Raw genomic sequence first — 24,350 nt, forward strand, 5'->3', positions numbered from 1 at the left:
ACACCAAAATGGACTAATTTAGGATTCATCAGATATGTCAATAAATGTACTTATGACCGTACCCACAGGCCCTGGTGTAGGACTAACATCAGTTTCTGTTGGTCTTGTCCGTGCGCTTGAACAGCAGGGCTTAAAGGCCAGCTTTTTCAAGCCAATCGCCCAGCCACAGCCTGGTGACAAAGGACCTGACAAATCAACAGCCATGGTTGCCCAAGGTTCAACACTGACGCCAGCTGAACCTATTCCGCTTCATGAAGCAGAGCGTTATTTGTATAACGACAATATTGACGAACTGATGGAAGAGATTGTTGGCCGCTTCCAAGCTAGCGTAGAGCCAGACTCAACGGTTATCGTAGAAGGTCTTGCTCAAATTGCAGGCCACCCTTACGCCACACGACTAAACAAAGCGATTGCTCGTACTCTTGATGCGGGTTTGGTATTGGTAACAGCACCAAACAATATGCGAGTAAATGAACTAGAACACCATGTTGAGATTGCGGCAGGTTCTTATGGTGGCATTAAGGCCAACGATGTCATTGGCTGTATTTTGAATAAAACTAGCCCTGGTTCATTAGGTGTTAAATCCTATGGGGATTTATTTGCTCAGCGAGGCATATTTAAACGCAACTTTAGTCTGCTCGGTCAAATACCAAAGGCGGACGAACTCACCTACCCACGAGTAAAAGATGTTGCCGACTTCCTTGGTGCTCGCATCATTAATGCGGGTGAAATCGAATCTCGTCGAGTGCAATCTTATACTCTTTGCGCCCGTGGCGTAGAAAACATGCTTGAAGCACTTCGTCCAGGCGTACTGGTTTTCACTCCAGGGGATCGTACCGACATCATAATGGCGACGGCTATCGCAGCACTTAATGACATCAAGATTGCAGCCTTAGTTGTGACCGGTGGATACCAACCAAGTGAAGCCTTAATGACGCTATGCGGTAAAGCAATGGCCAAAGGCTTACCAGTTCTATCTGTTGAGTCTAACAGCTGGGAAACGGTTATTAACATGCAGTCGTTTAACCAAGAAATTCCGCTTGATGATAAAGAGCGCGTCTTAATGGTAAAAGAGCACATTGCTCGTTGTATAGATCACGATTGGATCAACTCTTTCGCTTTAAACCAAGAAGAAAGAAAGCTATCTCCACCAGCGTTCCGATTCCGCTTGATCGAACTTGCTCGCTCACTCAACAAGCGCATTATCCTACCTGAAGGTGAAGAAATTCGCACAATTCAAGCCGCTTCGATTTGTGCCGAACGTGGTATTGCGCGCTGTACCTTACTCGGTAACGAAACAGAAATACTTAGAATCGCACAGAACAATGGCATTGAATTGAGTCATGGCGTAGAAATACTCGACCCTAGCAGCATTCGCGAACGCTATGTTGCGCCAATGGTCGAGTTAAGAAAAAGTCGTGGACTGACTGATATCGTGGCACGTGAGCAATTGGAAGACAATGTTGTATTAGGCACCATGATGTTACAAGTTGGCGATGTGGATGGACTAGTGTCTGGCGCAGTACATACGACGGCCAACACCATTCGCCCTGCTCTACAGTTAATCAAAACATCCGCTAACGCGAGCCTAGTGTCATCGGTTTTCTTCATGTGCTTACCTGATCAAGTCTTGGTTTATGGCGATTGCGCGATTAACCCAGACCCAACAGCACAACAACTTGCAGAAATCGCCATTCAAAGCGCGGACTCTGCCAGTGCATTTGGCATTACACCGAAAGTCGCCATGATCAGCTACAGCACTGGCGGTTCAGGCACAGGCAACGATGTAGATAAAGTAAGAGAAGCGACTGCGATTGCACAAAAATTGAGACCAGACCTATTGATTGACGGACCATTGCAGTACGACGCAGCTATCATGGAGAAAGTTGCTAAGCAAAAAGCGCCAAATAGTAAAGTCGCCGGTAAAGCCACTGTCTTTATCTTCCCTGATCTAAATACAGGTAACACCACTTATAAAGCCGTGCAAAGAAGTGCGGATGTGGTCAGTATTGGCCCAATGCTGCAAGGTATTCGCAAACCTGTTAACGATTTGTCTCGCGGCGCTTTAGTCGATGATATTGTCTATACTATCGCCATAACAGCCATTCAAGCTGGTGATAAAAAAGACGTCTAAACGCGTACCACTTTCTAGGCAGCTCGCAACCATGCAAGCGGCTTTTATAGCGCTACTGTCTAGAAAGTGGACATACTTAAGATTGCCTATTAATATTAATCAATATTTTTCAGCTGGTGGTCGTTATGTCTGGTAGCCTTCCTCACTCAATCGCTCTATCCGCCCAAGTGCCAAATAATACAGTTACGCCTGGTTACACCACTTTTGATGTGCGGTCTGACGAAGACAAGAACCTAGCAGCATTACATGCCCGTAACGCCAAAGCCTCCAGCGACCTAGTTGTAACTATTTCTGAAGAAGGTCAGGCGTTGTCCCAGCACAATAAAAAAACAGCGGATGAAATTGATGCGAAAAAGCAAAATGATATGCTACAGGAGTTAGAAGAAGAATTTGCTGAAGACACAGATCTTGCAACTTCAACTCAATTAGAACCAACAAAAGACTATCAAGAAAACAAAACGACCGGAGACATCTTAGATCAGATTGTTTAATGTGACATCATTAACATAAAATACCATTAGCAGGATGCTAAAATCATAATCTTCAAGGAGTGAAGAATGTTACTTTCTCGTCAATTAGTACGCGGCTTTACGTTATTGGAACTTATGGTCGTGATCGCCATTATTTCCATCTTAGCAAGCCTTTCTGTACCCACTTTTACACGTCAAATAGCAAAAGCGAAATTAATCGAAGCGCAAAACCTTGCCACACAACACCAATCCGTCATCGAAGAATTTATTCTTTTACATGGTTCCTTTCCCAATGAAACAGAATTCAACCTAATAAAAACCTCACTCACGGATAAATCCATCGCGAAGTCCATTACCGTTGACAGTGCCAATAAAACAACAGGCAGCCTAATTCTCACTCTTAATAGCAATACAGGCATCGATGAAAACCAATATCTCAGATTTTCTCGTGATAGCAATAGAAATTGGACATGCCTTTCAGACCTAGACGCTAATCTACTGCCCCTACAATGTGAAAGTACAATAGAAGGTGCGCTATGACATTAGAAGAAATCATCTCTAACGCTATCGGTCGGCACGCTACAGATGTCCATTTAGAGCACACGAAGATAAGCCTACACGTCTATCAACGCGAATATGGCACCCTAAACAAAGTGGTTGATTTACCCCCTGAAACAAACCTAATCAATCGTATAAAAATGCGCGCAAATCTAGATCTTTCAGAAACAAGAAGAACGCAAGAGGGTCAGTTTTTGTTTGAAGAAAGACACCGCAGTACATTTGTCAGAGTGAGCATCGTATCAACCGTTAAAGGAGAAAAAGTTGCGCTTCGATTATTACCTGACAAAAACCGCTTGTCTTTGAATGAAATAGGCATACAGGCTAACCTCCATTCCGCTTTGTCTTCCGCTTTGGAACAACCCAGTGGGTTAATTCTAGTATGCGGTGCCACTGGTGCCGGAAAAAGCACCACTCTATATTCATGTCTAGATGTTTTAAATACAGGTGAGAAAACCATTTTCACCATTGAAGACCCTGTGGAATATGAAATCTCAGGGTTATTTCAATGTGAACCCAATCCCGCTATAGGGCTGGACTCAGCAGCATTATTGAAATCGTTTCTTAGGCAAGATCCAGATGTCATCATGGTAGGCGAAGTACGCGATGCCATCACCGCGAATTTAGCCGTTAATGCAGCTCTTACTGGTCACCTTGTTCTGGCTACATTACATACTAACTCGGCACTAGATGCGATACATCGATGCCACGGCTGGCAAGTTGATTTTTTTTCTTTAGCAAGCTCACTAAAGCTCATCATCCATCAATCAATGCTCTATAAAAGCAGCTCACAACATCCTATATTTCATGGAATATCCCCCTTATGGGAGGCATCTTTGCCAAGGAATTACGATGAATTAATTTCCTCTCCCTCTTTATGGAAACCCTACCCTCATTTGCATAGTGAGGCCCAAAATGCCATGGTTTAAAATCAAATATGTCAGTGGAAAAGTAGATTATAGATATGGACACTCAGAACAAGAGGTGCTTTTTGACTCTGTAAGTAAAGGCCACTGGCAAATCATAGTATCCCAATGGACACCAAAGAAATTCGACTACAAATCACTTCAAACTTTTTATGAAGAAATTCAAAGTGCCTTACAATCGGGATTACAACTTAACCAAGCTATTGCGCACTTCGCCTTATCTTCGTCAAACTCAGGAATGGCTAATATAAGCAAAGCCATATTAGGTGAACTAGAGCGAGGCACAACCTTTAATGAGGCATTAAGCAAGCTAACCAAAAACTCAGCAGCACCCTACACGCAGCTTCTAAATTCTCAGGGTACAAGGGAAGATTGTGAGAAAAGTTTAAGCGTATCAATACATCAACTCAAATCTCTACTTGAATGGTCTCAGCGATTACTAAAAACCCTTATCTATCCATTCAGCGTCATTCAGATAGCTTTGATCATCCTCATTATCAATCGCTCGTTAGAAGATCAGTCAACCGATGATTATCTGGCACACTTGATACTTAATCTTTCAATTTATGTGATTTGTAGCCTAGTCCAAATTAGCGTTATACGTAGCCTGCACCAAGGTCATGCTTGTTATTGGTTAGAGAAATACAGTCGTAATTTCCGTTTGACGAAATTATTTTCTTTATTAAGCACCATCAGAAAAACGGGCCTAACATTGCAACAGGCATTAAAAAATATGCCTGACTATTTCCAACACATTCCCACAAAATATGAAATTTACAGTGTCTATTACACCCTTCGTTTAGGCAAGAACTACGAAGAAACCTTTCCGTCACACTGGTTCCCAAACGAATCATCAATTGCCTTACACTCAGCTGGACAGGATGGCGATATCGAAAGAGCACTCGTCTTAGCCGCTAAAGAACACGAGAAGCGATGGCAAAGAAACATCGCCATTTTAGAGAAACTCATCCCCGCTATCTGCCTCATGATTGCAGGCAGTGTCGTTGCCACAGCGTTGGTTACTCTGTATGCACCTTTGATTGAGATTTAATAAATGGATTTAACCGTATTAATGTGGACTTTGTACTGTGTAATGGTACTTTGCATCGGCAGTTTTTCTGCTGCCTACACAACCCGATGGCCAATTAAACAAGATTATTTGTGGACTAAAGAGGCACACCATCTATTATCGATTCCTTTCACCACGTCTTCACCATTAATGTTTAATAGAAGGCGCTCTCACTGCATTCACTGTGAACAACCTCTGACATACAAAGATCTCATCCCAATCTTTAGTTTTATCGCCCTTAAAGGCAAATGCCGCTATTGTAAACAGAGAATATCCTCTCGTTATCTCGTTATTGAAATCACACACTTACTTTGCTGCCTGCCTCTTTTGTGGCTATTTGATGATGTCTACTCGCTGACTCTTATAACCTTGTTAATGAGCGCTTTGATTACCGCAACCGTCATAGACATGGAACACAAGCTTATACCGGATGAATGTAATACTGTGGCGCTAGGTTGCGGATTGCTACTTAACATATCTGCAAATAACCTGCATAACAGCGTGCTGGGTATGATGGCTGGGTTCGTTTTGTTGTACACCCTACGTTGGCTCTATACCTTGTGTAGGGACAAAGAAGGCATTGGACTAGGTGACGCTAAACTACTGGCAGCATTGGGAAGTTGGCTTGGGCTCTCACATCTTCCTACATTGTTATTTTGTGCAAGCATATGTGGAATACTATACACTGTGTTCTCAAAAACAAGCAGCCAAGACTATATAGCTTTCGGCCCCTTTTTAACGATTTCAGCCTTATTAGTATTCTATTTAACTCTATGACAGATCACATAACTCCCATCATAGGCCTTGCTGGCGGTATAGGTTCAGGCAAAAGCACAATAGCAAAATGCTTTAATCAACTCGGCATTCAAAGTGTTGATGCCGACGATGTTGCAAGATTAGTTGTCTTACCGGGTTCATATTGCCTCGATAAAATTGAGCAGCGCTATGGCAGTAAAATATTACTGAACGATGGCACATTAAATCGACGTGCTTTACGCGAAATTATTTTTGACACTCCCAGTGAGCGTTCATGGCTTGAATCATTAACACATCCAGCAATAAGAGAAGAACTTCTATCTCAGCTCCAAGGTGCGACATCACAGTACGTGCTTCTTGTTCACCCGTTATTATTTGAAACAAAGCAAAATTCTATATGCAAATATACTATCGCCATCGACGTCCCAGTAGATGTTCAATTACAAAGAGTCGTGAATCGCGACCAAGTAGATAGAGAAAGTGCACAAAAAATAATCTCTGCGCAATTAAGCAATAGTGAACGCCTCATGAAGGCCGACTTCATCTTGGAAAACGCTGGCAATCTTAATGATATGAATGCTAAAGTCTTAAAATTGCACCAAAAAATTCTAGAGTCATTATAAATTTAGAGTCACATTCATGTCAGACAGTATTAAAGCTTCGCTAGTTGCATGTCCAACTTGCCAAAAAAAATCACCGTGGTCGAAAGAGAACCCAGATCGCCCTTTCTGTAGCCCTAGATGTAAGTTAATTGATTTGGGTGCGTGGGCAAGTGAATCCTACTCTATTCCTCAGCAAACATCGGAAGAAGACGAAATTTTTTCAGAGGATCTTGTTATTGATCCAAATAAGTCCTTTTTATAATTGCTAGATATGGAATGTAACTTTTTATGGCCCAACAAGACTTTTCAAAGAAAAAAGCTCTGCTCATAGAAGATATGGCAGAAGCTCGAATCATGCAGCGAAAAATGCTGACAGACTTCGGCTTTACTTCCATAGAAATCGCTATGAAAGCAGAAACAGCCATAGAACTTTTAAAGAATAAAAATTTCGATGTCATTTTATCCGATTATAACCTTGGCAATGGTAAAGACGGACAACAACTGCTTGAAGAAGTTAGACACTCAAAACTGATACCGAACACAGCCACTTACTTAATGGTTACTGCTGAAACATCAATTGAAATGGTCATGGGTGCGATTGAGTACCAACCCGATGGTTACATCACAAAACCATTCTCTCAAGCTGGGTTGCAACGACGCCTTAGTAAATTATTAGAAACAAAAGATAGGCTGTATGACGTCAATGTGGCGTTAGATAAAGGCGAATATGAAAGTGCCATTGCAGCAGCAAAAGTTGTGATGGAGAAATATCCTTCTCTAAGCGGAAAATGTGAACGCATCATCGGCGAAAGCTTTATAGAACTCCAACAATACGATAAAGCGCTCTCCTTGTTTAGCAAGATACTTAAAAGTCGTAAAATGCCGTGGGCACTATTTGGCAAAGGAAAGTCTTATTTTCTAATGGGTGAGCTTGAGAAAGCAGAACAGAGCTTTCGCCAACTGATGCTTGATAACCGCTTTTTCGTCAGCGCTTATGATTGGCTGGCTAAAATACAGTTTTCTGAAGGCAAACTAGAAGACGCTCAAGCCACTTTGATCGAAGCTATCGCACGATCACCTAAGAATATCTTACGTCAAATGGAACTAGGCAAAATCAGCTTATTACTTAATGACAGTGTAACGGCAGAAATGTCCTTTAGAAGGGCTGTGTTCTTAGCGAAGTACTCTTGCTACAACACAGCAGAAGTATACCTAAATCATCTAGAATCTCTTGCTCGTATTTCTGATGATGGCCCTCTACTCCCTAGGCAGAGGGATAACTTTAACAGTACTCTCAAGAAAATTCATGAGTCTTTCTTTGAGGATCCTGACCACAAAGCAAAAGCGTATAGCTGCGAAATAGATGTATTCTTAGCAGATAAGGATATCTTGACCGCTAAGCAAATTTTCGAAGCTTGGCTAAGTGAAGTAAAAGGCGGAGCGGCGACAGCTCCAACCAAGAAACAAAGTTCAGCCTACGCAGAATCTTTTGGAAATTAAAAGATGAAAAAAATCGATATCAGCACAATTTTGGCAAGCGCAATCCACGAAAGCAAAAATCAGGTGGGAACCTTGCTCTACCAACTACAAAGCCTGAAAGAGTCGATGGTAAGCAAAGATGCAAACCAAAAAAAAATAGTATCAATTGAAGAGTCTCTAAAGAAACTCAATGATGAGTGGGTTGAATACCTATATTTATATAAGCTAGCTTCTGACGGTTATGATTTGCATGCTGATACCTTTCTACTTGATGAATTCTTGGATGATCAAGTTTTTGCCCTACAACCATCAGCCAATGCAAGAAATTTGGAATTAGGCTATGCTTGCAATGAAAGTTTAACCAGTGTTTTTGACGAAAGACTAATGACAGCGGTTGTGAGCACCGCTGTGTACAATGCATTTCGTTTTGCCAAATCCAAAATCATCATCAATGCCAAACAAGAAAATAACTTCCTCGTCATTTCAGTTGAAGACGATGGACCAGGCTTTAAACAAACAGATGATGAACCAGATGATTTCCTCGAAGGTAATACAGGATTAGGTTTGTATTTTGCCGAATTATCAGCTTCTGCACATCTAGCTGGTAATGCGCGTGGCTATATTAAAAAAGACTCTTCTGCTAGCTTAGGCGGTGCCAGTCTTATCGTGTATTTACCACAACCCGTTCGTGAAGATTGCTAATCATCCTTAAACACTAGCCAGAATTTTTAAGGAATTCCGTTAACAAGCTCCCTGCCTTTTCAATATGCTGCCTTAATAAGATAAGTGCAGCATTTTTATTATTCGATTCAATCAATGAAATTAACTCTTCATGCTGATCTTGGCTTTTTTCATGATACCCCAGTGGCCCAAATTGAAAACCAAGATAGCGCACAGCTTGCATATTCAAGCCTTCAACAACACGTTGTAATGTTGGCCTATTGGCAGGCTGATACAAAGCCTCATGAAATTGCCAGTTCAATTCACCACGACTCACCAAGCTAATATTCTCATGATCTAACGCTGACAAATAAGAGCGTGCTTTAGCGACGTCTTTATCATGGATTTGCTCAAATGCCATTTCGAACAAAATACACTCTAATTCAGCTCTCATCAAATACAGATCCTCAGCCTCCTGCCAACGTAAGTCGGGAATCATTACCCCCGCCTTACCATGCGGAACAAGCCAGCCCTCAGCTTTTAACGACAACAAAGCATCGCGAATAGGTATCCGGCTTACCCCATAGAGATCGGAAAGAACTGCCTGCCTCAAAGGAGTGCCTCTTGGAAGCTTATTTTTAAGAATATCTTCTTTGATTCTCTGACTTACATCCATAGCCACTTCTTATTGCTTACGCTTAATATTGGATATCATTAGACAAATAACACCAAATAATATCCCCCAAAAAGCCGATGCAATACCACCAAATGAAACACCTGAGACAGTGACTAAAAAAGTAATCAATGCCGCTTCTCTGTTTGAATCATCCGCCATGGCATTTTTTAAATTCATTCCTATGGTTCCCAATAAGGCAATACCAGCTAATGCAGCAATCATAGTGGAAGGAAAGACAGAAAATAAAGCAACAACTGATGTTCCAGCCAAACCCGCTAGCCAATAAAAAAGCCCGGCAGAAAGCCCTGCAATATAACGGCGTTTAGGGTCTTTATGGCATTCTTCTCCAGAACAAATCGCGGCAGTAATTGCCGCCAAATTAAATGCAAATCCGCCTAAAGGAGCTAGAACGATTGATGTTAATCCAGTCCAGCTAATAAGAGGAGATACTGGAGTTTGATATCCACTACTTCGCATGACAGCAACTCCTGGAATATTCTGAGAGGTCATGGTGACAATATACAAAGGAATACCAACACCTATAAGAGAACTTACATTCCACTCAGGCCACACCCATACAAGTGAGCCCAGAGAGACAGGTATAGTGGAGATAAGTTGCTCTTCAGATCTCGCCAGCACAAAAGCAACACCGGCGACCAAAACAAACAGCACAGCATATCGAGGCACAAGTCGCTTAATTACTAAATAAGTAATTAACATCACTCCAACAAGAAACGTATCACTCATCATGGAATCAAAAATAGACAAACCAAACTTAAATAGCACCCCTGCCAACATCGCACAGGCAAGAGGTAAAGGCACTAATCTCATTGCTTTATCAAATAGGCCTGATACACCAGTTAACAGGGTTAACACGCCAGCGAAAACAAACACACCAATCGCTTCAGAGTAACTGATTGTTCCTAGACTCGTTGCCAGTAAGGCTGCCCCAGGCGTTGACCAAGCGGTAATTACAGGTGATCGGTACCATAAAGAAAGGAAAAAGCAAGTTGCCCCCATACCAAAGCCTAGGGCCATAATCCAAGAGACAATGGTACTAGAATCAGCCCCCGCAGCCTGAGCTGCCTGAAAGACAATAGCAACAGAACTTGCAAAACCAATGAGCACTGCAACAAAACCTGCAACCAGCGCACTTAAACTAAAATCATTTAATATCCTGAACACAACCTTATTACCTAAATAATCCATATGAAGGACTAACTATAATTGTAAACAAGTATTTTTGTATACATTTTTTAATGTACTAACATATAACCAACTAAACCAAGTGCAAACCCCATCACTGCTCCCATCGGTGGTGCCCAATGTTTTTCTAAAACAGCTTGAGGTGCAATATCTTGAAATACTGCGTACAAAATCCCACCAGAAGCAAATAACATAATGCCAGAGACTACTGCTGGCCATTCAGCAAGCCAGAATAACGCAATAACTCCAGATATAGGCCCACACAAAGCTAACAAGGCAAACCAGAAAATAATGGTAATGGAGCGATAATGTGATGTGCATTTCAATTCTCTGAAAGCATTAAACCCTTCAGGAAGGTTCTGCATTGCTATAAGTGCTGCAAGTAGCCCTCCATTAACATTACCTAATGCAAAGGCGGCTCCTAGAGCTAATGATTCAGGGATAAAATCAGCTAACATGGCAACAAGCTGACTTATAGAGGTTTGACTTCTGGATAACCAAATATCCAGTAACATAAACGCTGCCCCGCCTGACAAAAAAAGCAAAGCAGCAAACACAGGAGAAAAATGTAATACACCTTCTGGCACAAGAACTAAGGCAATGGCTGAAAGCAAAGCCCCGCCTCCAAACGCCGTCACAGCATGCATTAATTCTTTTTCTAACCACTCAGGCTTTATTCGCTCAAAGTTACCTATCAACGCCCCCAATGGCATTGCTAGCCCAGCACCAAGGGTTAACAAGATAACACTGTATAAAGGCTCCATTTTTAACACTCGCTTGTAAAAGTCTTTTCAATAATCACGTCAGATACTGTATCTTAATATTGAAAAGGCCAACCAGCACTTAAATAAATAATTAACAGGTTTCCATTTAACTATTGAACGCCTTATTTGCAGACTCAGACCTTCTTATTACTATGCTTTAGTTAAAAAAATACCAGACAGTGTCTGGTATTTTTTAACGCTTAACTGGCGAATCTAGGTTGACCCAAGCATCCCACCCCTGCCATTCTTCTTGAGCATCCACTTCCATGTTATGCACACGCATCACATCAACAATTGCCTTATAAAAATTACTGATAATTAGTTTCATAATACTAGTCTCTCCATATATTTGCCTGAATGAGAATAGAGATATTTGCTAAAATTACATAATCAATATTTCCTAAAGGCGTCATACATAAAATCTATTCTGCTAAAACGGGCAAATTAATCCTCACCGTTAAACCATAATGACAAGATGACATTTCTACAGACGAAAAAAGCCCTGACAGCTTAGCTATCAGGGCTTCCTTAAATAAATCTTGATAACGACCTACTCTCACATGCTTGTCTGTTATAGAAAGCCCCACACCACCATCAGAGATGTTGACTCCCTATAACGAAAAAACCCTACCCTGCTTAGCAGGATAGGGTTTCTCTAATTAAATCTTGATAACGACCTACTCTCACATGCTTATCTGTTATAGAAAGCCCCACACTACCATCAGAGATGGTGACTCCCTATAACGAAAAAACCCTACCCTGCTTAGCAGGATAGGGTTTCTCTAATTAAATCTTGATAACGACCTACTCTCACATGGGATCTCCCACACTACCATCGGCGATGGCGCTTTTCACTTCTGAGTTCGGGATGGGATCAGGTGGTTCAACGCCTCTATGATCATCAAGAAAACTGGTTTGTTTTATCAGCAACCGTCTAATAAAACCAAATTCTTAACTGCCTAATATAATAGGACTTGAGATATAAAGCTTGACGACGACCTACTCTCACATGGGATCTCCCACACTACCATCGGCGATGGCGCTTTTCACTTCTGAGTTCGGGATGGGATCAGGTGGTTCAACGCCTCTATGATCGTCAAGCAATTCGTTTTGCGTTTTGTTCTGGCTGGACTTTTTTCGTCTCACCACAACACGCGAATACGTGCTTGGATCTTTAACAATTCATTTTGAAATAGTGATAACCAAGTATCAAACCGATGCTCATCATTGCTGATGCTTTATCGTAATCTGTGTCTTTTGTGTTTCTAAAACCACTTTGGTGTTATATGGTCAAGCCTCACGAGCAATTAGTATTGGTTAGCTCAATGCCTCACAGCACTTACACACCCAACCTATCAACGTCCTAGTCTCGAACGGCTCTTTAGGGGACTTAGGTCCCAGTGAGATCTTATCTTAAGGGAGGCTTCCCGCTTAGATGCTTTCAGCGGTTATCCCGTCCGAACATAGCTACCCGGCAATGCCACTGGCGTGACAACCGGAACACCAGAGGTTCGTCCACTCCGGTCCTCTCGTACTAGGAGCAGCTCCTCTCAAATCTCAAACGTCCACGGCAGATAGGGACCGAACTGTCTCACGACGTTCTAAACCCAGCTCGCGTACCACTTTAAATGGCGAACAGCCATACCCTTGGGACCGGCTTCAGCCCCAGGATGTGATGAGCCGACATCGAGGTGCCAAACACCGCCGTCGATGTGAACTCTTGGGCGGTATCAGCCTGTTATCCCCGGAGTACCTTTTATCCGTTGAGCGATGGCCCTTCCATACAGAACCACCGGATCACTAAGACCTACTTTCGTACCTGCTCGACGTGTCTGTCTCGCAGTTAAGCGTGCTTTTGCCTTTACACTCTATGCATGATTTCCGACCATGCTGAGCACACCTTCGTGCTCCTCCGTTACTCTTTGGGAGGAGACCGCCCCAGTCAAACTACCCACCACACAGTGTCCTCGATCCGGATTACGGACCTGAGTTAGAACCTCAAACATACCAGGGTGGTATTTCAAGAGTGGCTCCACGGTAACTGGCGTCACCGCTTCAAAGCCTCCCACCTATCCTACACAAGTAGGTTCAAAGTTCACTGTGAAGCTATAGTAAAGGTTCACGGGGTCTTTCCGTCTAGCCGCGGATACACAGCATCTTCACTGCGATTTCAATTTCACTGAGTCTCGGGTGGAGACAGTGTGGCCATCGTTACGCCATTCGTGCAGGTCGGAACTTACCCGACAAGGAATTTCGCTACCTTAGGACCGTTATAGTTACGGCCGCCGTTTACTTGGGCTTCGATCAAGAGCTTCGCTTGCGCTAACCCCATCAATTAACCTTCAAGCACCGGGCAGGCGTCACACCCTATACGTCCACTTTCGTGTTTGCAGAGTGCTGTGTTTTTAATAAACAGTCGCAGCCACCTGGTATCTTCGACCGACTAGTGCTTACGGAGCAAGTCCTTCACACCGGCCGGCGTACCTTCTCCCGAAGTTACGGTACCATTTTGCCTAGTTCCTTCACCCGAGTTCTCTCAAGCGCCTTGGTATTCTCTACCTGACCACCTGTGTCGGTTTGGGGTACGGTTCCTGCATATCTGAAGCTTAGAAGTTTTTCCTGGAAGCATGGCATCAACCACTTCGCCCAAAAGAGGGCTCGTCATCAGTTCTCGGTCTTAAAAGGGCCCGGATTTGCCTAAGCCCTAAACCTACCGCCTTAAACACAGACAACCATCGCTGTGCTGGCCTAGCCTTCTCCGTCTCTCCATCGCAATATGCACGAGTACAGGAATATTAACCTGTTTCCCATCGACTACGCATTTCTGCCTCGCCTTAGGGGCCGACTCACCCTGCCCTGATTAACATGGGACAGGAAACCTTGGTCTTCCGGCGGGGGAGTTTTTCACTCCCCTTATCGTTACTCATGTCAACATTCGCACTTCTGATACCTCCAGCCTGCCTTACAGCTTGACCTTCAACGGCTTACAGAACGCTCCTCTACCATGCCTAGTAAACTAAGCATCCGTAGCTTCGGTGTACAGTTTGAGCCCCGTTATATCTTCCGCGCAGGCCGACTCGACTAGTGAGCTATTACGCTTTCTTTAAAGGATGGCTGCTTCTAAGCCAACCTCCTAGCTGTCTAAGCCTTCCCACATCGTTTCCCACTTAACTGTAACTTTGGGACCTTAGCTGACGGTCTGGGTTGTTTCCCTTTCCACGACGGACGTTAGCACCCGCCGTGTGTCTCCCGTAATTGCACTCATTGGTATTCGGAGTTTGCATGGGGTTGGTAAGTCGGGATGACCCCCTAGCCCAAACAGTGCTCTACCCCCAATGGTGAGATACGAGGCGCTACCTAAATAGCTTTCGAGGAGAACCAGCTATCTCCGAGCTTGATTAGCCTTTCACTCCTATCCACAAGTCATCCCCAGCCTTTTCAACGGATGTGGGTTCGGTCCTCCAGTTGATGTTACTCAACCTTCAACCTGCTCATGGATAGATCGCCCGGTTTCGGGTCTATTCCCAGCAACTAAACGCCCTATTAAGACTCGGTTTCCCTACGGCTCCACTATGTGCTTAACCTTGCTACTGAAAATAAGTCGTTGACCCATTATACAAAAGGTACGCAGTCACGGAACAAGTCCGCTCCCACTGCTTGTACGTACACGGTTTCAGGATCTATTTCACTCCCCTCACAGGGGTTCTTTTCGCCTTTCCCTCACGGTACTGGTTCACTATCGGTCAGTCAGGAGTATTTAGCCTTGGAGGATGGTCCCCCCATATTCAGACAGGATAACACGTGTCCCGTCCTACTCGTTTTCATGATTAAGGTGTTTTCGTATACGGGGCTATCACCCTCTACGGCGGCCCTTTCCAGAGCCTTCTACTAACACCAAAACCACTTAAGGGCTAATCCCCTTTCGCTCGCCGCTACTTAGGGAATCTCGGTTGATTTCTTTTCCTCCGGGTACTTAGATGTTTCAGTTCCCCGGGTTCGCCTCGTATAGCTATGTATTCACCATACGATACCCGCAAGCGGGTGGGTTTCCCCATTCGGACATGTTCGGATCAAAGCTTGTTTATCAACTCCCCGAACCTTTTCGCAGATTACCACGTCCTTCATCGCCTCTGACTGCCAAGGCATCCACCGTGCACGCTTGGTCACTTGACCATATAACCCAAAATAGTTTCGGATCACATACCAAAGGGCTTTTGTACCCCTTTGGATTTACGATTTAGAAAGTCACCTAGGTTAAAGGTGCTTTCCACCGGTTTGACGCTTGATTATCGTCTATTTCAAATTTTGAATTGTTAAAGAGCAAGTTTAAACTTTACGTTTAAAACTAAAGAAAAACCTATTTAACTAGGCTTCCCTCAAATCGTGGAGGCGTATTATAGAGATAAGTATAATAAGGTCAACACAATTATTTCATTTATTTAAAACTTTTTTATCGCTAGCCATAAGACCAAAAACGCAAAGTTAAAAACAAAAAAAACCGCTAAGAAGCGGCTTTTCAAGCTCTCTTTAATAAGAGATACATCAGATAATTTGTGTGAACGCTCACCAGAGGTTTCTATCGTTTAAGGAGGTGATCCAGCCCCAGGTTCCCCTAGGGCTACCTTGTTACGACTTCACCCCAGTCATTGACCACTCCGTGGTAACCGCCATCCCGAAGGTTAAGCTAGCTACTTCTGGAGCAATCAACTCCCATGGTGTGACGGGCGGTGTGTACAAGGCCCGGGAACGTATTCACCGTGACATTCTGATTCACGATTACTAGCGATTCCGACTTCATGGAGTCGAGTTGCAGACTCCAATCCGGACTACGACGTACTTTCTGGGATTCGCTTACTCTCGCAAGTTCGCAGCCCTCTGTATACGCCATTGTAGCACGTGTGTAGCCCTACTCGTAAGGGCCATGATGACTTGACGTCGTCCCCACCTTCCTCCGGTTTGTCACCGGCAGTCTCCTTAAAGTTCCCACCCGAAGTGCTGGCAAATAAGGATAAGGGTTGCGCTCGTTACGGGACTTAACCCAACATTTCACAACACGAGCTGACGACAGCCATGCAGCACCTGTCTCAGTGTTCCCGAAGGCACCAAAGCATCTCTGCTAAGTTCACTGGATGTCAAGAGTAGGTAAGGTTCTTCGCGTTGCTTCGAATTAAACCACATGCTCCACCGCTTGTGCGGGCCCCCGTCAATTCATTTGAGTTTTAACCTTGCGGCCGTACTCCCCAGGCGGTCTACTTATTGCGTTAGCTGCGCCACTAAGTCATTACAACCCAACGGCTAGTAGACATCGTTTACGGCGTGGACTACCAGGGTATCTAATCCTGTTTGCTCCCCACGCTTTCGCACCTCAGTGTCAGTATCAGTCCAGGGTGTCGCCTTCGCCACTGATGTTCCTTCCTATATCTACGCATTTCACCGCTACACAGGAAATTCCACACCCCTCTACCGTACTCTAGCCTGCCAGTATCGGGTGCCATTCCAAGGTTGAGCCCTGGGATTTCACATCCGACTTAACAAACCACCTACGCGCGCTTTACGCCCAGTAATTCCGATTAACGCTTGCACCCTCTGTATTACCGCGGCTGCTGGCACAGAGTTAGCCGGTGCTTCTTCTGGAGCTAACGTCAAAACGCTTGGGTATTAACCAAACGCCCTTCCTCACTCCTGAAAGTGCTTTACAACCCTAAGGCCTTCTTCACACACGCGGCATGGCTGGATCAGGCTTCCGCCCATTGTCCAATATTCCCCACTGCTGCCTCCCGTAGGAGTCTGGGCCGTGTCTCAGTCCCAGTGTGACTGGTCATCCTCTCAGACCAGTTAGAGATCGTCGCCTTGGTAGGCCTTTACCCTACCAACTAGCTAATCTCACGCAGGCTCATCTAATAGCGGAAGGCTCCGAAAAGTCCCCTCCTTTCCCCCTCAGGGCGTATGCGGTATTAGCATGCGTTTCCACATGTTGTCCCCCTCTACTAGGCAGATTCCTACGCGTTACTCACCCGTCCGCCGCTCGTCAGCAGGAGCAAGCTCCCCTGTTACCGCTCGACTTGCATGTGTTAAGCCTGCCGCCAGCGTTCAATCTGAGCCATGATCAAACTCTTCAGTTAAAAAGTTTGCTTACTCAAAATCTATTACACTAACAATAACTTAATCGACTCACCGTTCCTAAAAACAATAAGCCAACATAAAGCGAATTGACGTGTTAGACGTTTCGCAAGACTTCAATTTTTTTGATCCTAAAAGGATCTTCTGAAGCCTCCAGCGAGCGCCCACACAAATTATCTGATTATCTATTTTAAAGAGCGTAGCCACACTCTCTGTGGCTGAGGACGTGTATAATACAGATAATTCTAACCTATGCAACCACTTTTAAATAAAAAAGCCACTACATGATAAATGTAGTGGCTTATAAACTTAGTGAGAAGAACTACTCAAGTACTATTTTATTTCAAGAGCCTGAGCTTCTATTCTCGCTTTCCATTCAGCCGGCCCTGTAATATGGACAGACGTGCCTGATGAATCGACAGCAACAGTTACCGGCATATCGACAACATCAAATTCATAGATAGCTTCCATACCTAACTCAGGAAAGGCAATAACCTCAGCCTTCTTGATTGCTTTCGATACAAGGTATGCAGCACCGCCTACCGCCATTAGATACACAGCGCCAAACTCTTTAATAGCATCAATCGCAACTGGGCCACGCTCAGACTTACCAATCATGCCAAGCAAACCGGTTTTATCAAGAATAGTACGAGTAAACTTATCCATTCTTGTTGCCGTTGTTGGACCAGCAGGACCAACTGCTTCATCCCTTACTGGATCCACAGGCCCTACGTAATAGATAAAGCGCCCCTTAAGATCCACAGGTAGCTCTTCGCCATTGGCCATCATTTCGACCATTTTCTTGTGAGCAGCATCACGACCGGTTAGCATTTTCCCGTTCAACAGGATTGTCTCGCCAGGCTTCCAGTCTTTTACTTGCTCAGGAGTAATAGTATTCAAGTCAACCCGACGGACACTTTCACCTACTTCCCAAGTAATTTCTGGCCAATCATCTAAAGATGGTGGGACCAAATCCGCTGGACCTGAACCATCAAGCACAAAATGTGCGTGACGCGTAGCGGCACAATTTGGAATCATAGCAACTGGCAACGATGCGGCATGTGTTGGGTAATCCATGATTTTGACATCAAGAACCGTTGTCAAGCCACCAAGCCCCTGAGCACCAATACCGAGATTATTTACTTCTTCAAAGATTGCAAGGCGAAGCTCTTCAATGCGGTTTTGAGGGCCGCGAGCTTTCAACTCGTGAATATCGATTGGCTCCATCAAGGATTCTTTAGCCATAACCATGGCTTTTTCTGCAGTACCACCGATACCTATGCCCAACATACCAGGTGGACACCAGCCAGCTCCCATGGTTGGAACCGTTTTCTTAACCCACTCAACAATATCATCAGAAGGATTAAGCATGGCTAACTTTGACTTATTCTCAGAGCCGCCGCCTTTGGCAGCAACATGCACCTCAACCGTATCCCCAGGAACAACTTCCATGTGAATTACTGCAGGCGTATTGTCTTTAGTATTTTTACGTGTACCAGCAGGGTCAGCAAGAATAGAGGCGCGCAATACATTGTCTGGATGAAGATAAGCACGGCGCACGCCTTCGTTTATCATATCCGTAACGCTTTTCGTGCCTTCCCACTGAACATTCATGCCAATTTTCACAAACACAGTAACAATACCTGTATCTTGACAAATCGGGCGTTTACCTTCAGCACACATACGAGAGTTAATAAGAATCTGCGCCATGGAATCTTTTGCAGCTTTACTCTCTTCTCGCTCGTACGCTTCATGTACCGCTTTTACGAAATCCAAAGGGTGATAATAAGAGATAAACTGCAGCGCATCAGCAACGCTATCAATCAGATCATCTTCTTTAATAATACTCATGCTTCTCTCCTGCTGAGAATTACGATTCAATTAAAGATGAAATGGTAAAAGATGCGGACCCGCAAAGAAAGCGTTAAGGTGGATTTAAAGCGAATATAACCTCCATCAATCAAATGAATGAAGGCTATTTGTTTGAAAAACAACAAACTGATTAACGATTAGCCTTCTGCCCTCTATCCGTATTTGGCTTCTGTACAGAATGCTGAATATACTCTTCGAGTATTTGAGCAGTGAACTTCTCGCGCTCAGGCAAGGATGTAATTCGCTCAGCCTCCCAGTTAATTAGACGAATAAAAACCGAATACTTTTTGATAAAGCCATAGCCAATATCCCTAACCCCAACATCGTTGGCATCCATCAAATAAATCACCTGTTCAAGATTTTTTTGCGTCTCAAATTGCCCACCCTCATTTGCAGCCACCAGCAAACGCTGAATATGCTGAATCGGGTTTTCCGATGAGCGAGATTCTTTTTTAGTCGAACTGGACGTTAAAAATTTATCTAACATTTCTTCCGTGTGAGCCTCTCTTTCATGCACATCAGAAATCAGTGCAGACTCACGTTCTAACAGACGAATAAACAAGCTCTTATTCTTAATATCTGAGAATTCTAAATCTTTAAGGGAAAGACCGTTACTGGCCATAATTTCAATGACTTTTTCATAAGAAGCCGTTGCATCTTCACCAACGGAAACAGCCAATGCAAGATGAGTGCGTAACTCGTGCATAATTTTAGCCGCTCTATAATCTTCCTTACGCTGCAAATGCTGCTTAAAAGATTCTTTGTGCTTAACTAATGTATCACTAATCGCATCGTAACCCTGAACAGCCTCTTGCTCATCCCTTAATCGAGCCATTCTAATTTTAGTGCAACGCTCCTCCCAAGCTTCATAAGACTTAGCTCTAGCCTGAAAAGCACGCTCAATAGCTTCCTCAAAACTTTGCTCTATACGAGCTCGCTCAGCACGTTCTTGAACTTCACGCTGCTCTTGCTCATATCTTTCTTTCTTTTTGGCTTGCAAACTTTCTTCTGCTAAAGAAAGCTGTTTATCCAACATTTCAATCTGCGCTTGAACCTGGGCTTCATCAAAATCCGCCAACTTCTCGTACACTTTTGACCAATAAGCGTCCTCATCAAATGGCACAGCTGGATCGCTTGTTGCGTACTGATTTTTTAGAGTTTCGGTGAATTCATTACCACTTGGCCGAAAAGCGTTAGTGGCATTGATCACATTATCTGTTGATGTATAGGAAAACGGCTCTTCGCTATGAACTACTTCAGCATCCTCTGCCGCTTCAGCATCACTCAAAACTTCATCTACGACCATATCGCTCTCATCCACAAAATCACAATCCAACTCGTCATCATTCTCAGCAACACAATCTTCAAAGCCTGACTCAGCAGCTGATGTGTTCTGGCTACTAAAAGAACCACTTTCAGCACCTTGAAAAGCAGTAAATTCAAGGTCATCAAGAATCGTTCTAGCTGATTCATAAGCCCTACTTGGGTCATTGGCTTTTTCGCTAAATCGACGCTGATAAACCGAACTTTCAGGCGGCGCTTTTGCAACAGGCTCTTTAACATACCTTGGTGCTGCACCACCCCAACTGACGCGATAAAGCATAGAACGGTCACACAGCTGCAAAATAGGTAGCTCTCGTTGAGCAATCTCGTATTGCCTAATTAACGATTCTGCATGACGTAAAGCCACTGTCGATTCGCTTGAATTAGTAGACGTCGCTAAATTAAGTAACTTAACAACCTTCTGTATGACCTTCTTCCTTTTTCGTATGCTCATAAAACACGCTTTCCAAAGTTGGCTTATCACTCAATTATTATGAATTTTGGACTCGTTCAATAGTAAAGCTCAGCTCCATCGCTCGGTAACGTTAATTCATCACTCAATAATGACCGTACTTTCTGCAAGATTTCAGCCAACTTTTCTTCAGTATATGGTACAGCCTTGAATTTCCCCCAAATTGGGTCTGGCCAGCAAGGATCTGTTTTATAACGAACAATGTGATGGACGTGTAATTGCGGCACTTGATTGCCAAGCGCGGCAATGTTTAGCTTGGTTGCAGAAAAAGCATCATGCAAAACCTCAGCTAATACGCAACTTTCCAAAAGTAATTGCTGTCGATCCTCCTCAACCAATTGATAGATTTCGCCAATATCATTTCGTTGAGGTACAAGAATAAACCAAGGGAATTGAGCGTCATTGATAATACGAAGCTGACATAAGGAAAAATGCCCTACCAGAATAGAGTCACGACCTAACACCGGATTTAACTCAAACATCTTTACCTCTCCCTATTTACAAAAATGGCTTTAATAAGCACTATAGCACCCTATTTTTAAAAAACCCTCAAAGACTTGGAGCCCGCATGACTGATATGCAATGTGCCGTGGATGCACAAGCAAAATTAGCCGAATGTCCTCGTTGGGACGAACGCACTCAAACGCTCTATTTTGTCGATATAGATTCCTTCATACTATACGCTTATAGCACAGAATCAAAGAGCCTTACACACCGTAAGTTTAACGAAGAGATTGGCTGTTTTTCGCTAGCCGAAAACGGCGGCTTCATTGCTGCGTTCCGTTCTGGTGTATATACATTTGAAGATTTTAACGCGGACTTACAACCCTACTGGCTCGCTGACTACGATAAAGAAACAACACGATTTAATGATGGTCGCTGTGACGCCAAAGGCCGCTTCTTGGCTGGCACTATGTACTCTCCAAAAGATGCATTCAAAGGCGCACTGCACCAATTCAGCAAAGGTCAAGAAAAGCTTATCGATCAAGCCGCATGGACATCTAACGGCTTAGCTTTTTCCCCTGACAATACCATCATGTATTATTCTGATACTCCTAACCATGTGGTTTATCAGTTCGATTACGATATTGAAACAGGTACTGCGACAAACAAACGCGTGTTCATTGAGTTTCCTCATGGCAATGGCCGACCTGATGGTGCCGCGGTGGACAGTGAAGGCAATTACTGGTCCGCCCTTTATCAAGGACAACGCATCGTTAAGATTAGCCCTGCAGGTAAAATTCTAGAAGAGATTCCGGTTCCAGCAACCTACCCAACCATGGTGGCTTTTGGTGGACCCGAAATGAAAACGCTCTTTATCAGTACTTGTCGTGGTGCACAAACAGACGACGAACTTAAAGAATTTCCGCAAGCTGGCGGAATATTTTCAATTGAAACCAATGTAAAAGGCCAGACAGAACCAAGGTTCGCTGGCTAAAACTCTGTTTTATAATTTAACTTTAGTCATTCAACTTTAAAGTAACTATATTATTATGCGCGCAAGCAACTATTTATTTTCTACCCTACGCGACACACCAACAGACGCTGTCGTTACAAGCCATCAGCTAATGATTCGCGCTGGCATGATTCGCCAAATTTCAAAAGGACTATACACTTGGCTACCGACAGGCCTAAAAGTTTTTCGCAAAGTCGAAAATATAGTTCGCGATGAAATGGAAAAAGCAGGGTCTCTTGAGATCGTGATGCCAGGCGTTCAGCCAGCAGAATTATGGCAAGAAACAGGACGCTGGCAAAAATATGGGCCTGAACTTCTTCGCCTTCAGGATCGTCATGGCCGCGACTACTGCCTTGGCCCAACCCATGAAGAAGTTATCACAGACCTTGCGCGGAACGAACTAACCAGCTACAAGCAGCTGCCAATGAATTTCTTTCAGATTCAAACTAAATTCCGCGATGAAGTGCGCCCTCGCTTTGGTGTAATGCGCTCACGTGAATTTTGCATGAAAGACGCCTATTCATTCCACGTTGGTGCCGAGTCTCTGCAAGAAACATACGACATCATGCACAAAGCATACTGCAACGTATTTGACCGTATTGGTCTAGATTATCGTCCAGTGCGCGCTGATACAGGCAGTATTGGTGGCGCCTATTCACATGAATTTCACGTATTAGCAGATTCTGGTGAAGACGATATAGCCTTCAGCGATTCATCCGACTTTGCCGCGAACATCGAGCTTGCTGAAGCAGTATGCTTAAAAGAAAAAGCGGATGCACCAACTCAAGACATCGTCGAAGTGTTCACACCAGACTGCAAAACAATCGCCAAGGTAGCAGAGTTTTTGAAGCTAGATGTCACTAGCACAGTTAAAACCATGCTAATCAAAGCCGTTGATGAAAACGAACAACCAACAATCGTAGCGCTAGTGTTACGTGGTGATCACAACATCAACGAAATCAAAGTCGAAAAACTGTCTGGTGTAGTTACCCCATTTGAGTTTGCCGATGAAGCCGATATCGTGGCGAAAACTGGCTGTGCGCCTGGCTCTATCGGACCGAAAGGTCTAGCGGAAAAAGGGATACGCGTAATCGTTGACCGTTCAGCAGCCGTCATGTCTGACTTCTGCGCGGGTGCAAATAAAGACGACTACCACTTTACAGGCTTAAACTGGGAGCGTGACTGCCCTGAATTTGAAGTCGCCGATATTCGTAATGTTGTTGAAGGCGACCCATCTCCAGATGGACAGGGCACCATCATCATTAAACGCGGCATCGAAGTGGGTCATATTTTCCAACTTGGCCAACAATATGCTGAAGCACTAAAAGCCACAGTTTTAGATGAGAACGGTAAAGCTCAGGTCATGCACATGGGCTGTTACGGCATTGGTGTTTCTCGTATTGTTGCTGCTGCGATTGAGCAAAACTTCGACGACAAAGGCATCTTATGGCCGGAAAGCATTGCGCCTTTCGACGTCGCTATCGTTGCAATGAACTACGACAAATCAGAAGCGGTAAGAACCGAGTGTGATCGACTATACATCGAACTTAAAGCAAAAGGCTTAGACGTATTACTAGATGACCGCAAAGAACGCCCAGGCGTTAAATTTGCCGATTGTGAATTACTAGGCATTCCTCACCGCTTAGTTGTTGGCGATAAAGGGCTCGAAAAAGGCACGCTGGAATACAAATACCGCAAAGCAGGCGAAAACGAAGACATCGCCATTGCTGATGCTGTCGATTTCATCTTAAGCAAGAAATAATCCCACCAAACCTAACGGAAGCCCTCACTTCCGTTAGGTTTTTTT

At 44.0% G+C, this 24,350-nt stretch carries 19 protein-coding genes and 4 rRNA genes; 12 read left to right on the forward strand and 11 right to left on the reverse strand.

The genetic code is table 11. The annotated features are described in order from the left end of the window. The first annotated feature begins 34 nt into the window (after positions 1-34). From pta to C1X04_RS10000, 10 genes are all read left to right on the forward strand, one after another. Positions 35-2,134, forward strand: coding sequence for a phosphate acetyltransferase (pta, locus tag C1X04_RS09955; RefSeq protein ID WP_110572728.1), 2,100 nt, complete (start codon positions 35-37; stop codon positions 2,132-2,134). 125 nt (positions 2,135-2,259) lie between these two features. Next, on the forward strand, positions 2,260-2,625 hold the full coding sequence (locus C1X04_RS09960; protein WP_110572730.1) for a hypothetical protein: 366 nt from the start codon (positions 2,260-2,262) through the stop codon (positions 2,623-2,625). A 66-nt stretch (positions 2,626-2,691) separates the two neighbouring features. Continuing rightward, on the forward strand, positions 2,692-3,144 hold the full coding sequence (locus tag C1X04_RS09965; protein WP_110572732.1) for a pilin: 453 nt from the start codon (positions 2,692-2,694) through the stop codon (positions 3,142-3,144). Then, complete coding sequence (locus tag C1X04_RS09970) at positions 3,141-4,091, forward strand: GspE/PulE family protein (protein ID WP_110572734.1); 951 nt, start codon at positions 3,141-3,143, stop codon at positions 4,089-4,091. Before C1X04_RS09965 ends, C1X04_RS09970 begins: the two co-directional genes overlap by 4 nt. Further along, positions 4,078-5,139 (forward strand): type II secretion system F family protein, encoded by a 1,062-nt coding sequence (locus C1X04_RS09975; protein WP_137169816.1) that lies wholly within the window; start codon positions 4,078-4,080, stop codon positions 5,137-5,139. The genes C1X04_RS09970 and C1X04_RS09975 overlap by 14 nt, the downstream gene beginning before the upstream one ends. Before the next feature lie 3 nt (positions 5,140-5,142). After that, positions 5,143-5,934, forward strand: a complete 792-nt coding sequence (locus C1X04_RS09980) for an A24 family peptidase (RefSeq protein WP_110572738.1) — start codon at positions 5,143-5,145, stop codon at positions 5,932-5,934. Beyond that, on the forward strand, positions 5,931-6,536 hold the full coding sequence (gene coaE, locus C1X04_RS09985; protein WP_110572740.1) for a dephospho-CoA kinase: 606 nt from the start codon (positions 5,931-5,933) through the stop codon (positions 6,534-6,536). The genes C1X04_RS09980 and coaE overlap by 4 nt, the downstream gene beginning before the upstream one ends. 16 nt (positions 6,537-6,552) lie before the next feature. Further along, positions 6,553-6,777, forward strand: coding sequence for a DNA gyrase inhibitor YacG (locus C1X04_RS09990; RefSeq protein WP_110572742.1), 225 nt, complete (start codon positions 6,553-6,555; stop codon positions 6,775-6,777). 26 nt (positions 6,778-6,803) lie between these two features. Beyond that, the gene (locus C1X04_RS09995; protein WP_137169817.1) at positions 6,804-8,015 is read left to right on the forward strand and encodes a response regulator; all 1,212 of its coding nucleotides are present in this window, start codon (positions 6,804-6,806) and stop codon (positions 8,013-8,015) included. 3 nt (positions 8,016-8,018) lie between these two features. Beyond that, on the forward strand, positions 8,019-8,696 hold the full coding sequence (locus C1X04_RS10000) for a sensor histidine kinase KdpD (protein ID WP_137169818.1): 678 nt from the start codon (positions 8,019-8,021) through the stop codon (positions 8,694-8,696). 13 nt (positions 8,697-8,709) lie between these two features. Here C1X04_RS10000 and C1X04_RS10005 read toward each other — a convergent pair whose 3' ends face one another. From C1X04_RS10005 to C1X04_RS10050, 11 genes are all read right to left on the reverse strand, one after another. Then, on the reverse strand, positions 8,710-9,330 hold the full coding sequence (locus C1X04_RS10005) for a GntR family transcriptional regulator (RefSeq protein WP_137169819.1): 621 nt from the start codon (positions 9,328-9,330) through the stop codon (positions 8,710-8,712). A 9-nt stretch (positions 9,331-9,339) separates the two neighbouring features. Next, entirely contained in the window at positions 9,340-10,515 is a 1,176-nt protein-coding gene (locus tag C1X04_RS10010; RefSeq protein ID WP_137169820.1) for a benzoate/H(+) symporter BenE family transporter, read from the reverse strand. A 71-nt stretch (positions 10,516-10,586) separates the two neighbouring features. Then, positions 10,587-11,300 carry a ZIP family metal transporter gene (locus tag C1X04_RS10015; protein WP_137169821.1) on the reverse strand — a complete coding sequence of 238 codons (714 nt, stop codon included), beginning with the start codon at positions 11,298-11,300 and terminating at the stop codon, positions 10,587-10,589. A 193-nt stretch (positions 11,301-11,493) separates the two neighbouring features. Beyond that, positions 11,494-11,628: a hypothetical protein gene (locus tag C1X04_RS18765; RefSeq protein WP_281270045.1), complete on the reverse strand. Its 135-nt coding sequence runs from the start codon at positions 11,626-11,628 to the stop codon at positions 11,494-11,496. Between the two features lie 463 nt (positions 11,629-12,091). Beyond that, a 5S ribosomal RNA gene (gene rrf / locus C1X04_RS10020) occupies positions 12,092-12,206 on the reverse strand. Between the two features lie 80 nt (positions 12,207-12,286). Further along, positions 12,287-12,401: ribosomal RNA gene (gene rrf / locus C1X04_RS10025) — 5S ribosomal RNA — on the reverse strand. A gap of 185 nt (positions 12,402-12,586) precedes the next feature. Continuing rightward, positions 12,587-15,473, reverse strand: a 23S ribosomal RNA gene (locus tag C1X04_RS10030). Between the two features lie 411 nt (positions 15,474-15,884). Then, positions 15,885-17,422, reverse strand: a 16S ribosomal RNA gene (locus C1X04_RS10035). The 16S, 23S and 5S rRNA genes sit together here, the layout of an rRNA operon. 331 nt (positions 17,423-17,753) lie before the next feature. Continuing rightward, positions 17,754-19,271 carry a fumarate hydratase gene (locus C1X04_RS10040; protein ID WP_137169822.1) on the reverse strand — a complete coding sequence of 506 codons (1,518 nt, stop codon included), beginning with the start codon at positions 19,269-19,271 and terminating at the stop codon, positions 17,754-17,756. A 151-nt stretch (positions 19,272-19,422) separates the two neighbouring features. Then, a complete protein-coding gene (locus C1X04_RS10045) occupies positions 19,423-21,069 on the reverse strand; it encodes a DUF2786 domain-containing protein (RefSeq protein ID WP_137169823.1) in 1,647 nt (548 codons plus the stop codon). A gap of 56 nt (positions 21,070-21,125) precedes the next feature. After that, positions 21,126-21,569: an HIT domain-containing protein gene (locus C1X04_RS10050; RefSeq protein WP_110572869.1), complete on the reverse strand. Its 444-nt coding sequence runs from the start codon at positions 21,567-21,569 to the stop codon at positions 21,126-21,128. Positions 21,570-21,655: 86 nt separating this feature from the next. Between C1X04_RS10050 and C1X04_RS10055 the strand changes: the two genes are divergently transcribed. Together C1X04_RS10055 and C1X04_RS10060 are read left to right on the forward strand one after the other, a co-directional pair. Then, complete coding sequence (locus tag C1X04_RS10055) at positions 21,656-22,525, forward strand: SMP-30/gluconolactonase/LRE family protein (RefSeq protein ID WP_137169824.1); 870 nt, start codon at positions 21,656-21,658, stop codon at positions 22,523-22,525. A gap of 55 nt (positions 22,526-22,580) precedes the next feature. Then, the gene (locus tag C1X04_RS10060; protein WP_137169825.1) at positions 22,581-24,305 is read left to right on the forward strand and encodes a proline--tRNA ligase; all 1,725 of its coding nucleotides are present in this window, start codon (positions 22,581-22,583) and stop codon (positions 24,303-24,305) included. Positions 24,306-24,350 lie beyond the last annotated feature (45 nt).

This window comes from Marinomonas sp. FW-1 (assembly GCF_005222245.1).
GTDB classification, from domain to species: Bacteria; Pseudomonadota; Gammaproteobacteria; order Pseudomonadales; family Marinomonadaceae; genus Marinomonas; species Marinomonas alcarazii.